The organism is Kitasatospora sp. NPDC018058 (genome assembly GCF_044327205.1).
Classification (GTDB): domain Bacteria; phylum Actinomycetota; class Actinomycetes; order Streptomycetales; family Streptomycetaceae; genus Kitasatospora.
The window spans coordinates 50,685-63,371 of the sequence record NZ_JBIRFA010000043.1 but is presented as its reverse complement, the minus strand read 5'-3'; the positions used below and the strand labels follow the sequence as shown (position 1 = coordinate 63,371).

At 74.4% G+C, this 12,687-nt stretch carries 12 protein-coding genes; 9 read left to right on the top strand and 3 right to left on the bottom strand.

Annotated elements, in window-relative coordinates; genetic code table 11:
* The first annotated feature begins 516 nt into the window (after positions 1-516).
* Positions 517-1,470: a tetratricopeptide repeat protein gene (locus ACH4E7_RS37210; RefSeq protein WP_396253617.1), complete on the top strand. Its 954-nt coding sequence runs from the start codon at positions 517-519 to the stop codon at positions 1,468-1,470.
* Positions 1,471-1,552: 82 nt separating this feature from the next.
* Here the strand turns inward: ACH4E7_RS37210 and ACH4E7_RS37205 are convergent, their stop codons facing one another.
* On the bottom strand, positions 1,553-2,923 hold the full coding sequence (locus ACH4E7_RS37205) for a DUF1015 family protein (RefSeq protein ID WP_396253610.1): 1,371 nt from the start codon (positions 2,921-2,923) through the stop codon (positions 1,553-1,555).
* 93 nt (positions 2,924-3,016) lie between these two features.
* On the opposite strand from ACH4E7_RS37205, the gene ACH4E7_RS37200 reads away from it, so the two are divergent.
* Both ACH4E7_RS37200 and ACH4E7_RS37195 read left to right on the top strand, forming a co-directional pair.
* The gene (locus ACH4E7_RS37200; protein ID WP_396253609.1) at positions 3,017-3,601 is read left to right on the top strand and encodes a tetratricopeptide repeat protein; all 585 of its coding nucleotides are present in this window, start codon (positions 3,017-3,019) and stop codon (positions 3,599-3,601) included.
* A 65-nt stretch (positions 3,602-3,666) separates the two neighbouring features.
* Complete coding sequence (locus ACH4E7_RS37195) at positions 3,667-4,704, top strand: HAD-IIA family hydrolase (RefSeq protein WP_396253608.1); 1,038 nt, start codon at positions 3,667-3,669, stop codon at positions 4,702-4,704.
* A gap of 21 nt (positions 4,705-4,725) precedes the next feature.
* Here the strand turns inward: ACH4E7_RS37195 and ACH4E7_RS37190 are convergent, their stop codons facing one another.
* Positions 4,726-5,073 (bottom strand): SCP2 sterol-binding domain-containing protein, encoded by a 348-nt coding sequence (locus tag ACH4E7_RS37190; RefSeq protein WP_396253607.1) that lies wholly within the window; start codon positions 5,071-5,073, stop codon positions 4,726-4,728.
* Positions 5,074-5,232: 159 nt separating this feature from the next.
* Between ACH4E7_RS37190 and ACH4E7_RS37185 the strand changes: the two genes are divergently transcribed.
* From ACH4E7_RS37185 to ACH4E7_RS37170, 4 genes are all read left to right on the top strand, one after another.
* A complete protein-coding gene (locus tag ACH4E7_RS37185; protein ID WP_396253606.1) occupies positions 5,233-6,075 on the top strand; it encodes a hypothetical protein in 843 nt (280 codons plus the stop codon).
* Positions 6,059-6,256 (top strand): hypothetical protein, encoded by a 198-nt coding sequence (locus ACH4E7_RS37180; RefSeq protein WP_396253605.1) that lies wholly within the window; start codon positions 6,059-6,061, stop codon positions 6,254-6,256. Before ACH4E7_RS37185 ends, ACH4E7_RS37180 begins: the two co-directional genes overlap by 17 nt.
* A 36-nt stretch (positions 6,257-6,292) precedes the next feature.
* Positions 6,293-7,099, top strand: coding sequence for a TlyA family RNA methyltransferase (locus tag ACH4E7_RS37175; protein WP_355672833.1), 807 nt, complete (start codon positions 6,293-6,295; stop codon positions 7,097-7,099).
* Positions 7,100-7,190: 91 nt separating this feature from the next.
* Positions 7,191-8,099, top strand: coding sequence for an NAD kinase (locus ACH4E7_RS37170; RefSeq protein WP_396253604.1), 909 nt, complete (start codon positions 7,191-7,193; stop codon positions 8,097-8,099).
* Between the two features lie 19 nt (positions 8,100-8,118).
* Here the strand turns inward: ACH4E7_RS37170 and ACH4E7_RS37165 are convergent, their stop codons facing one another.
* A complete protein-coding gene (locus ACH4E7_RS37165; RefSeq protein ID WP_396253616.1) occupies positions 8,119-9,630 on the bottom strand; it encodes a PLP-dependent aminotransferase family protein in 1,512 nt (503 codons plus the stop codon).
* 394 nt (positions 9,631-10,024) lie between these two features.
* Here ACH4E7_RS37165 and ACH4E7_RS37160 point away from each other — a divergent pair, with 394 nt between their 5' ends.
* A complete protein-coding gene (locus ACH4E7_RS37160) occupies positions 10,025-10,657 on the top strand; it encodes a YitT family protein (RefSeq protein WP_396253615.1) in 633 nt (210 codons plus the stop codon).
* Positions 10,658-10,745: 88 nt separating this feature from the next.
* Positions 10,746-12,479: a DNA repair protein RecN gene (recN, locus tag ACH4E7_RS37155; protein ID WP_396253614.1), complete on the top strand. Its 1,734-nt coding sequence runs from the start codon at positions 10,746-10,748 to the stop codon at positions 12,477-12,479.
* The last annotated feature ends 208 nt before the right edge of the window (positions 12,480-12,687 follow it).

Here is a 12,687-nt window from a genome sequence, read left to right as displayed (position 1 = left end):
GACCGTCCCTCGGGCGGTTTCAACCGTGACGACCGCGGCGACCGTGGCGGCTTCCGTCGCGATGACCGTCCGGCCGGTGGCGGTTTCCGTCGCGACGACCGTCCCTCGGGCGGTTTCCGTCGTGATGACCGTGACGAGCGTCAGGGCGGCTTCCGCCGCGACGACCGCCCGGGCGGCTTCCGTCGCGACGACCGTGATGACCGTCCGCGTCGTGACGAGCGTCCGTACCGTGACCGCGATGACCGTGGTGGCGAACGCGGTGGTTTCCGCCGTGACGACCGTCCGGCCGGTGGCGGTTTCCGCCGTGACGACCGTCCCTCGGGCGGTTTCAACCGTGACGACCGCGGCGACCGTGGCGGCTTCCGCCGTGACGACCGTGGTGGCGACCGCGGCGGCTACCGCCGTGACGAGCGTCAGGGCGGCTTCCGTCGTGACGACCGCCGGGACGACCGGGCCGGCGACCGCGGCCGTCGGGACTACGACGACCGCCGTGGCAACTACGAGCCGGTCAAGCGCCTGCCGATCCCGGAGGATGTCACCGGCTTCGAGCTGGACGCGGATGTGCGCCAGGAGCTCAAGAGCCTGCCCAAGACGCTCGCGGACGATGTCGCCCGCAACCTGGTGATGGTGGCCCGGCTGCTCGACGGCGAGGCGGAGGAGGCCTACCAGTACTCGCGCGTCGCGCTGCGGCTGGCCTCCCGCGTCGCTGCCGTCCGTGAGGCGGCCGGTTTCGCCTCGTACATGACGCAGCGCTACTCGGAGGCACTGACCGAGTTCCGCGCCGCCCGTCGGATGACCGGTCGCGCCGACCTGTGGCCCGTGATGGCCGACTGCGAGCGCGGTCTGGGCCGTCCGGAGCGGGCGCTGGCGATGGCCGGTGAGCCCGAGGTGAAGCAGCTGGACAAGGCCGGCCAGGTCGAGATGCGCCTGGTGGCGGCCGGTGCCCGCAGCGACATGGAGCAGTACGACGCCGCCGTCGTCACCCTGCAGAGCCCGGAGCTGGCCTCCAGCGCCGTGCACCCGTGGACCGCGCGGCTGCGGTACGCCTACGCCGAGGCGCTGATCGCCGCCGGCCGTGGCGACGAGGCCCGCGACTGGTTCGCCAAGGCCGCCGAGGCCGACACCGACGGTACGACCAACGCCTCCGAGCGCCTGGCCGAGATCGACGGCGTGGAGTTCACCGACGCGCTCGACCCGGAGCTGGCCGAGGACGAGGCCGACCAGGCCGAGGCCCCGGCGAAGAAGCGCGGCGGCGACATCGCCGACGACCGCGTGATTTTCGAGGACGAGGAGGACGTCGAGGAGTACTACGACGAGGACGACCTCGAGATCGACGAGGACTTCGACGGCGTGGTGCCCGAGCGTTCCCAGGATGCCAAGGCCGAGGACAAGCAGGCTGAGGACAAGCAGGCCGAGAAGGCCGAGAAGGCCGAGAAGGCCGAGGACAGCAAGGGCGACGCCCAGAGCTGAGCGCCCTGACCTGACCTGAAACACCGCGAGGCCCTGCCGTTCCCCCCGAAGGAGCGGCAGGGCCTCACGGCGTCCTGGACCGTCAGCCCAGGGCGAGGTTGCGCAGCACCAGCCCGGTGGCCGGCTTCGGCCCGAAGGAGGTGGACTTGCGCGGCATGGTGACGCCCTGTTCGGCCAGTCGCCGCACCACGCTCTCCCGGACCGGGTGCAGCAGGACGGCGGTACCGCCGGTGCGGGCGGCCTCGCGCTCGGCGGCCGCGGCAGTGTGCAGGTAGCCGATGTCGTCCGGGCCGTCGGGGACGTGCCAGGTGTGGTCGAGCAGGGTGGCGTGCAGGACGGTGGCGTCCAGGTGGCGCCACTCCTCGGGCCGGTCGTGCGGCACGGTCGCGTCGAGCAGGGACTCCTCGGGCTCACTGAGCAGCCAGTAGACGCCGGTGCCGCCGGCCAGCACGAAGCCGTTGCCGCCGTGCCGCTTCTGCTCGGCGAGTGCCTGGAGTGCGGCGGGCAGCGGGCCGGGAACCTCCTTGACCTTCCACTGGTCGCCGAGCTTCTCCAGGGCGTCGACCAGCGGCAGCCGGTACAGCACCCGGTGGATGGCCCGGACCCGCAGCGGGTAGCGGGCGGTGTCCACCAGGAGCACCATGCCGCGGTCCCAGGGGCTGCGCGGCAGGTGGCGGTGCTCGCGCTGGAGCCGCAGGTACATCTCCCAGCGGTGGTGGCCGTCGGCGATCAGCGCCCGGCAGGTGGCCAGGTCGCGGCCGATCTCGGCGATCTCGGCCGGGTCGGTGACGGCCCACAGGCGGTGGTGGGTGCCGTCGCTGGTGGCGGTGGAGAGCAGCGGCTCGCCCTCGACCGTCCGTTCGAGGACGCCGGAGGCGCCGCCGTTGCCCCGGTAGGTGAGCAGCAGCGGTTCGAGGTTGGCCCGGGTGGTGCGCATCAGGCCGACCCGGTCGGCGACCGGGCGGGGCATGACGTCCTCGTGCGGGAGGACGACGCCGGCCTCGGGCCCGCTCACGGCGAGGGCGCCGATCAGGCCGCGCTGGAGCAGCTCGGGGGAGTCGCCGGTGGCGGGCACCCGCTGCTCGTAGACGTAGATCGCGGGGACCGGGTCGGCGGCGAGCACGCCCTCGCGTTGCCAGGCGGCCAGCAGCCGGGCGGCGTGCCGGTACTTGGTGTCGCGGTCGGGGCGGTCGCCGGCGTCCTCGGGCTCGGGCCGGGGCAGGATCAGCCGGACCACGTTGTGCGGGTCGGCGGTCTCCAGGTCGAGTCGGCGCCCCGGGTCGACGACGTCGTACGGCGGGGACGTCACCGCGGCCAGCGCGCCGACCCGGTCGGGGACGTAGCGCAGTCCTCGGAAGGGGGACAGCGACAGGCCTGCGGCGGCGACGTGCCCGGGATCGCCGGGGCCGCCCTCGGGAGTCTCGACTCCGTCTTCTGCACTGGGTGCGCTCATTCTGGGCATGGTAACCGGGGTAGACGTTGTTGAAAGATCTGAATACCCGTGCCGTCTTGTGGGGCGGGCGAGTGATCGAGGGCGAGGTACGGCATGGACGACCGGCAGGGACGGGCGGACGGCGGAGGCCCGGGGGAGAGCGTGCCGACGGGGGGCGTCCCGGCTCAGGGGCGGTCCGGGGAGCCCACCGGGGACGTGTACGACTGGTTCCGCCGGGGTGCGAAACTGCTGGCCCAGGGGCATCCGGCGGCCGCCGAGCAGTTGCTCGCCCGGGCGGCGGAGGCCGAGCCGCATTCGCGCAGCATCCGGGAGGCGCTGGCCCGCGCGCAGTTCGACGCCGGTTCGTACGCCGCGGCGCTGGAGAACTTCCGGGCCGTGGCGCTGGCCGATCCGGCGGACGACTACGCTCAGTTCGGGTGGGGCGTCGCGGCGGCCCGGCTGGGCGACTTCGAGACGTCCGCCGAGCACCTGGCACTGGCCGTGGCGATGCGGCCGGAGACCGACCACTACCGGGAGGCACTGCGGCAGACCCGGGCCACCCTGGCGGCCCGCGCCGGGGTGTTCGGCCCGCTGCTGCCCGGGGTGCCGGCCAGCAGAAAAGTCCGGGGCGGGGAGCCAGGAGCGGGTGCCGGGAAGCAGACCGGGGGAGAGCCCGAGGGCGTCAACGACGACGCCTGAGCGGGCAGGTACGAGCAGTGCAGTTGGCGAACGCGGTGAACCGCAGTGAATGAGGTAGCACAGGCATGACCGAGACGGCCACCACGGTGCGACGGACCGCCCCCGGCGGCAGTGACAGCCCGCTGACCGGGGCGTACGACACCGCACTGCTGGACCTGGACGGCGTGGTCTACGCCGGCCCGCACGCGATCGAGCACGCGGTGGACTCGCTGGCGGCCGCCCGTACGGTCGGGATGCGGCTCGCGTACGTGACCAACAACGCCTCCCGCCCGCCGCGGGTGGTGGCGGAGCACCTGACCGAGCTGGGCGTGCCGGCCGAGCCGGCGGACGTGATCAACTCGGCCCAGGCGGCCGCCCGGGTGGTCGCCGAGAAGGTGCCGGCCGGGGCGAAGGTGCTGGTCGTGGGTGGCCTGGGGCTGGAGGAGGCGCTCGCCGAGCGTGGGCTGGTCGCGGTCCGCTCGCTGGACGAGAAGCCGCTCGCCGTGGTCCAGGGCTTCGACCCGTCGGTGGGCTGGCCGCAGCTGGCGGAAGCCGCGTACGCGGTGCGCGGCGGGCTGCCGTGGGTGGCCTCGAACACCGACATGACCGTGCCGACGGCGCGCGGGATCGCGCCCGGCAACGGGACGCTGGTCGCGGCGGTTCGGGAGGCGACCGGGGTGGAGCCGGAGGTCGCGGGCAAGCCGCTGCCGCCGATGCACCGGGAGACGGTGCTGCGGACCGGAGCCCGGCGGCCGCTGGTGGTCGGGGACCGGCTGGACACCGACATCGAGGGCGCGTTCAACGGCGGGGTGGACAGCCTGCTGGTGTTCACCGGCGTGACCACCCCGGCGCAGCTGCTGGCGGCCCCGGTCGAGCACCGGCCGACCTACCTGGCGGCGGACCTGCGCGGCCTGTTGGTCCCGCACCCGGCGGCGACGGCCCGGGACGGCGGCTTCGGCTGCGGCGGCTGGGTCGCCGCGGTCGAGGGCGGCGAGCTGAGGCTGACCGGTACCGGGGACCGCTGGGACGGCCTGCGGGCGCTGTGCGCGGCGGCGTGGACGGCGCTGGACGCGGACGGCGCTCCGGTGGACGGGCGGAAGGCGCTGGCCGAGCTCGGCTTCTGAGACCGGTGGACCGCGGAGCGGTCAGAGCAGGGCGCGCAGCCGCAGCAGGTCGCGGAAGCGGGCCTCCAGCTTCACCCGGCCGCTCGCCCAGGCGGAGGCGAAGTTGAGCTTGCCGCCGACCAGGGCGAGCAGGTCGTCGCTGGCCATGGTGAGCCGGATCTCCGCCTTCCCGGCGGGCGTGCCGGGCGCGGCGACGACGTCGTGGATCCGGCCGTCGCGCAGTTGCCCGGTGAAGGTCAGGTCGAGGTCGGTGATCCGGCAGCTGAGCGAGCGGTCGAGGGCGGCGGCCTTGCGGACGTCGCCGGTGGAGTCGGCCATGTTCCGGCTGAGCTGCTCCAGCGCCTCGCGGCACTCCTCGGCGTTCGCCATGGCGGTGGCTCCATCCCCAGGTCACTAGGTGCTCTGACTGCCGGGACACGGTACCTCAGGAGGGTTTTGGCGGTAGCGTCGTCAGTGGGGTGCCCGGAAACGGCCCGGGTACCGACGGCGACGGAGCGATGCGCGCGTAGGCGCTAAGGAGGCACCCGGATGCTGCCGAGGACGGTGCGGGGAGCGGTGGCGACCGCCGCTGTGGTGGCGGAGGAGGTCGGCAAGCGGGTCGTCGGGACGGCGGCCGCGATCCTGGAGAAGACCGGCGTCGATGTCGCCGAGGTCGAGCGCAGGCTCGGCGGGCAGTTCCCGCCGTCCGCCAAGACACTGCAGACGCTGGCGGAGGAGGCGGTCACCGCCGGGCGGGCCGGGGTGGACCTGGCGGTCGGGGTGGCGCGCAACGAGGTGGAGAAGGCCTTCGAGAAGGTCGGCGACCAGGTGACCAAGGTCGGCGTGGTGCTGGCGTACCTGGAGAGCAAGCTGCGCGAGGTCGAGGAAGAGCCGGCCGCGCCCGGGCCGAACCCGTACGCGGCGGCGGAGGAGCCGGCGCCGGCGCCGCGGGCGGACGACCTGTTCGGGCGCGGCTGGGAGTACGAGGACGAGCGCACGGCGGGCGAGCCGATAGTGGCCGAGCGGGTGGAGGTGGACGAGCCGGTCGAGGTCGATCCGCCGGTGCCGCCGGCGGCGTTCGCCGTGCCGGCCGCTGAGAAGCCGGCTGCCGGGGAGAAACCGACTGCCGGGGAGTCGGCGGCCGCGAAGGGGACGAGGGCGAAGAAGGCCGCCGTGAAGAGGACGACCGCCGCCAAGACCGGCGCGGCCAAGAAGACCGGCGCGGCGAAGAAGACCGCCGTCGCCAAGAAGGCCACGGTCAAGAAGACCGCCGCCGCGAAGCGGACGCAGGCGGACGCGCAGCCCAAGGCCCCCGCCAAGCGGACGGCGACGAAGAAGACCACCGTCCGCAAGGCCACCAGCACGAAGAAGCCCGATGCCCGAGACGAGTGAACCCGGCTCGGCGGTCGAGCCGCTCGGCGTCGAACTGCTGCCCACCGGACACCCCGGGGTGGACGCCGGGCTGGCCCGGCTGGAGGCCTTGGACGGGGTCCCGGCCGAGGCACACGTCGCGGTGTACGAAGATGTTCACCAGCGGCTCGCCGACACGCTGGCCGCGCTCGACCAGGAATGATCCGCAGGACCCGTAGGAGCTGAAGCACCAGTGGCAGTGGCACGACGCCGACTCGACGCGGAACTGGTCCGCCGCAAGCTGGCCCGATCGCGTGAGCACGCGTCCGAGCTGATCGCCGCCGGCCGGGTGACCGTCGGCGGCACCACCGCGACCAAGCCGGCCACCCAGGTGGAGACCTCGGCGGCGGTCGTGGTGGCCAAGGACGACAACGACCCCGACTACGTCTCGCGCGGCGGCCACAAGCTCGCCGGGGCGTTCGCGGCCTTCGTGCCGCAGGGCCTGGTGGTCGAGGGCCGCCGGGCGCTGGACGCGGGCGCCTCCACCGGGGGCTTCACCGACGTGCTGCTGCGAGCCGGGGCCGCCCGCGTGCTGGCGGTGGACGTCGGTTACGGGCAGCTCGCCTGGTCGCTGCAGAGCGACGAGCGGGTCACCGTGATGGACCGCACCAATGTGCGAGAGCTGACCCTGGAGACGATCGGCGGCACTCCGGTCGACCTGGTGGTCGGCGATCTGTCCTTCATCTCGCTGGGCCTGGTGCTGCCGGCGCTGGCCGCCTGCGCGGCCGAGGACGCGGACCTGGTGCTGATGGTCAAGCCGCAGTTCGAGATCGGCAAGGAGCGGCTGGGCAGCGGCGGGGTGGTGCGCAGCCCGCAGCTGCGCGCCGAGATGGTGCGGCAGGTGGCGGGGCAGGCGTGGGAGCTCGGCCTGGGCGTGCGGGCGGTCACCGCAAGCCCCCTGCCGGGGCCGTCCGGGAACGTCGAGTACTTCCTCTGGATGCGCCGGGACGCCCCGCAGCTGGACCCCGCGGAGGCGGACCGGGCCGTGGCGGAGGGGCCCCGGTAGGGTGCTCTGCGAGCGTCCGGCTCGTCATGCTGTATGGCGCGGCCGCACCGGGCCAAGGGCGACCCGGCAGGCGTAGGGAGAGGGCAGCGGCATGAGCGATGAAGAACGTACGGTCTTCCTGATCGCGCACACCGGCCGGGAGGCGGCGCTGCGCAGCGTCGAGGGCCTGGTGCACGGGCTGCTGAAGGCCGGGCTCCGGATCAGACTGCTGGAGGCCGAGGCGGTGGACCTCGACCTGCCGGACGGGGTCGAGAAGGTGGCCGAGGGGCCCGGGGCGGCGGACGGCTGCGAGCTGATCCTGGTCGCCGGCGGGGACGGGACACTGTTGCGCGGCGCGGAGCTGGCGCGCTCGCACGGGCTGCCGATGCTGGGGATCAACCTCGGCCGGGTCGGTTTCCTGGCCGAGGCCGAGCGGGACGACCTGGCCGTGGTGGTCGAGCGGGTGGTGGACGCCGACTACGAGGTCGAGGAGCGGATGACGATCGACGTGATCGTCCGCACCAACGGCGATGTGGTCCACCAGGACTGGGCGTTGAACGAGGCGTCCATCGAGAAGGCCTCCCGGGAGCGGATGCTGGAGGTGGTGACCGAGGTGGACGGCCGCCCGGTCTCCAACTTCGGGTGCGACGGGGTGGTCTGCGCGACGCCGACCGGCTCGACCGCGTACGCGTTCTCCGGCGGTGGGCCGGTGGTGTGGCCGGAGGTGGAGGCACTGCTGATGGTGCCGATCTCCGCGCACGCGCTGTTCGCCCGGCCGCTGGTGACCTCGCCGGACTCGGTGCTGGCGGTCGAGGTACAGCCCAAGACCCCGCACGGGGTGCTCTGGTGCGACGGCCGGCGCTCGGTCGAACTGCCCGCCGGGGCGCGGGTGGAGGTGCGCCGGGGGCAGACGCCGGTGCGGCTGGCCAGACTGCACCGGGCGCCGTTCACCGACCGGCTGGTGGCCAAGTTCGCGCTCCCGGTGACGGGTTGGCGCGGACGGTCGAACACCAAGCACTGAAGCGGCGGCTGACGGAACGTCAGACCGCCAGCGGCTGGGCATCGTCGGCCGAGCCGAGCCGGCCGCCCGCCGCCGCGCGGGCGGCCATCGCGGCGAGCCGCTCGACGGCGGCGGGCACCGTCGCGGCGGGCACGGTGAGCGGCAGTCGGATGTGGTGTTCGAAGGCGCCGTCAGATCCGAACCGGTTGCCGGAGGCGATCCGGATCCCGGCCCGTTCCCCGGCCTGGGCCAGCGCAGCGCCGGACAGGCCGTCGGTGGACACCCACAGCGCCAGGCCGCCGGGCGGCATCGGGAAACTCCAGCCGGGCAGGTGCTCGGGCAGCGCGGCGGCGAAGGCGTGGGCGGTGGCCCGCAGCCGGGCCAGCTGGTGGGAGCGGACGGCCCGGAGCGGTTCGTCCAACAGCTCGGCGGCGATCAGCTGGTCGAGCACCGGGGTGCCGACGTCGCTGTAGACCCGCTCGGTGGCCAGCCGGCGCACGAGCGCGGGCGCGGCCCGGACCCAGCCGATCCGCAGGCCGCCCCAGAGCAGCTTGCCGGCCGAGCCCACCGTGACCACCTGGGCGGAGCGGTCCAGCGCCGCCATCGGACGCGGCAGCGGCGTGGACTCCGGCACGCCCCAGCCGAGTTCGGCGGTGGTCTCGTCCACCAGCACCACGCTCCCGGCGGCCCGGGCGGCGGCCAGCAGCTCGCGGCGCTGCTCCTCGCCGATCAGCGTGCCGGTCGGATTGTGGAAGTCCGGGATGACGTACGCGACCCTGGGCGCGGCACCGCGCAGCACCCGCTGCCACTCCTCCAGGTCCCACAGTTGCTCGCCCGCTCGCGACTGCGGCAGGGCGTACGGCACCGGCACCAGGCGCGCCCCGGTGAGGCGCAGCGCCTGCAGGGTGTGGGCGTAGCTGGGTGCCTCGACGGCGACCCGGTCGCCGCGGCCGATCAGCACCCGCTGGACCAGGTGCAGGCCGCCCATCGCGCCGGTGGTGATGAGGATCTGGTCGGGAGTGGTGGGCAGGCCGCGCTCGGTGTAGCGGCGGGCAACGGCCTCGCGCAGCACCGGGACGCCGGTGGGGTAGTGGCCGTGCCCGGCGGCGTAGTGCGGCAGCAGCTCGACGGCCCGGGCGGCGGCCTGCCCGAGCCAGGGCTGCGGGGCGGGCAGGGCGGCGACGCCGAGGTCCAGGGTGCTGCCCTGCTCGTCCGGCGGGACGGGGTGCAGCGCGTCGCTGGGCGGCGGGGCGCCCTCGGGCAGGGCGGTCCAGCTGCCGGCTCCGCGCCGACTGAGCAGGTAGCCGTCGCCGCGCAGGGTCTCGTACGCGGTGGCGACGGTGGTGCGGCTGAGTTCCAGGGCGGAGGCGAGTTCGCGTTCGGCGGGCAGCCGGGCGCCGACCGGCAGCCGGCCCTCGGTGACCAGCAGCCGGATCTGCCCGGCCAGGGTGCGGTAGGCGGGGCGGCGGGAGGTGGCCGGTTCGGGGAGCCGGGCTGTGGCGAGCAGCCGGGCCAGTGCGGGCGGGGTGACGGTGGTGTGCCAGTCGGCCATGGCGCTCATGCGCCCACCTCGCTTCGCTCGGCAGGCGCTTCGCGCTTAACCCGCACCTCTTTGATGATGAGCTCGCTTCGCTCGCTCATGCGCCCACCTCGCTTCGCTCGGCAGGCGCTTCGCGCTTAACCCGCACCTCTTTGATGATGAGCTCGCTTCGCTCGCTCATCAGTCCACTTGCTCGGAATTGGCCCTGTCATGGGCTCGTTTGGCCTGTTCATCATGGCAGGGCGGCCGTTGCGCCGCCACCACCGGGGGCCGCCCCGGGGGTGTGGCACCACCCGCAGGAGCAGCATTGGCCACCCCGACCCCGACCCTGACCACGACCACGACCACGACCACGATCCCGTCCCCGCCCGCCTGCGAGCCGACCCGGCCGAGCCTCGCCGTCCGGATCCTCGGCGACACCCATGCGCTGGGCCGCCGGCTCCCGCAGCTCGTCGTCGGCCTGGGCCTGTACGGCGCGAGCATGGCGCTGATGCTCCGCTCCGGGCTCGGCCTGGACCCCTGGGACGTCTTCCACCAGGGTCTGCAGCGGGTGATCGGCCTCACCGTGGGCGCCTGGGTGACCATCTGCGGCGCCCTGGTGCTGCTGCTGTGGATACCGCTGCGCCAGCGCCCGGGCCTGGGCACCGTCGCCAATGTGCTGATGATCGGCGCGGCCATGGACCTCACCCTGAAGCTGGTCTCCGGCCCCGAGGGCCTGTCCGCCCGGATCGCGCTGATGGCCACCGCGATCGCGCTCAACGGCCTGGCCTCCGGCCTCTACATCGGCGCCCGCTTCGGCCCCGGCCCGCGCGACGGCCTGATGACCGGCCTGCACCGCCGCACCGGGCGCTCGCTGCGGCTGGTACGCACCGGCATCGAGGTCGTCGTGCTGGCGGCCGGCGTTCTGCTCGGCGGCACCGCCGGGATCGGCACGGTCGTGTACGCGCTGGCCATCGGCCCGCTGGTACAGCTGTTCCTACCCTGGTGCACCGCGCCGGGCCCTGGGATGAGCCCGTCGCAAACGTCCCGGAAGGGATGAACTTCCGGTCACGGAGTTGCCGCGCGCCGTTGCCGCTCGTCGCGCTCCGGGGGCGGAACCTCGTAAGGTCGTCTCCGTGTTGGACGAGATGCGGATACGGGATCTTGGGGTCATCGACGACGCGGTGGTCGAACTGGCGCCCGGCTTCACCGCCGTGACCGGTGAGACCGGCGCAGGCAAGACCATGGTCGTGACCAGCCTCGGCTTGCTGCTCGGCGGCCGCGCCGACCCGGGCCTGGTGCGCAACGGCTCCGGCCGCGCCGTCGTGGAGGGTCGGCTGGAACTGCCCGCCGACTCCCCGGTGGCGGCCCGTGCGGTCGAGGCCGGGGCGGAACTGGACGACGGCGCCCTGCTGGTCAGCCGGACCGTCTCCGCCGAGGGCCGCTCCCGGGCCTACGTCGGCGGGCGGGCCGTCCCGGTCGGGCTGCTCGCCGAGCTCGGCGAGGACCTGATCGCGGTGCACGGCCAGACCGACCAGCAGCGGCTGCTGCGCCCGGCCCGCCAACGCGGCGCGCTGGACCGCTACGCGGGCGAGGCGGTGGCCGAGCCGCTGGCCCGCTACCGGGAGACCTACCGCGCCCTGCGCGAGGTCTCGGCCACCCTGGAGGAGCTGACCACCCGGGCCCGCGAGCGCGCCCAGGAGGCCGACCTGCTGCGTTTCGGCCTGGACGAGATCGCCGCCGCCGAGCCGGTGGCCGGGGAGGACGTCGAGCTGGCCGCGGAGGCCGAGCGGCTCGGCCACGCCGACGCGCTGTCCTCCGCCGCGACCCTCGCCCACGCCGCCCTGGCCGGCGACCCGGCCGACCCGGAGGCGCTGGACGCGGGCACCCTGCTCGCCCAGTCCCGCCGCGCGCTGGACGCCGTGCGCCACCATGACGAGCGGCTGGCCGCCCTGGCCGACCGCCTGAACGAGGTCGGCTACCTGCTGGCCGATGTGGCCGGGGACCTGGCCGGCTACGCCGACGACCTGGACGCCGACCCGGTGCGCCTGGCCTCCGTCGAGGACCGGAGGGCCGTGCTGGCCCAGCTGCTGCGCAAGTACGGCGGCGAGGAGAACACCCTCGCCGAGGTGATCGCCTGGGCCGAGGTCGGGTCCGTCCGGCTCGCCGAACTCGACGGCGACGACGACCGGATCGACCAGCTCGGCGCCCAGGAGACCGAGCTGCGGGCCGAGCTGGCCGAACTCGCGGCCGAGGTGTCGGCCGCCCGGCGGGCCGCCGCCGGCCGCTTCGCCGAGGCCGTCTCCGCCGAACTCGCCGAGCTGGCCATGCCGCACGCCCGGGTGACCTTCTCGATCACCCAGGTCGACGACCTGGCCGGGATCGAGGTGGACGGCCACACCGTCGCGTACGGGCCGCACGGCGTGGACGAGGTCGAGGTGCTGCTCGCCCCGCACCCGGGCGCCCAGCCGCGCCCGATCGCCAAGGGCGCCTCGGGCGGTGAGCTGTCCCGGGTGATGCTCGCCGTCGAGGTGGTCTTCGCGGGTGCCGACCCCGTCCCCACCTACCTGTTCGACGAGGTGGACGCGGGCGTCGGCGGCAAGGCGGCGGTCGAGATCGGCCGCCGACTGGCCAAACTGGCCGAAAGCGCCCAGGTCGTGGTGGTCACCCACCTCCCGCAGGTCGCCGCCTTCGCGGACCGGCACCTGGTGGTGGAGAAGACCAACGACGGCACCGTGACCCGCTCCGGCGTCAAGGTGCTGAACGACGAGGAGCGGGTGCGCGAACTCTCCCGGATGCTGGCCGGCCTGGAGGACTCGGAGCTGGGCCGCGCCCACGCCGAGGAGCTGCTGGCCACCGCCCGGGCCCCGCGCCAGCGATAGGGCCCGCCGGTGGGTTTTGTCGGAACAGCCCCGGCAAGGACCCGCCGGACAGGCCCTGAGGCCCCTCCGCCGGGTCCGGCGGTCCTCACGGCACGACGACGCGCCCCCGTGGCGCCGACTGTCCAAGAGGGCCGCCGACCTGGCATGGTGGCGGCTGGACACTGGCTTTCCAGTCCCGAGCGCCGCCGGGCGGGCAACCCTCGCGAAG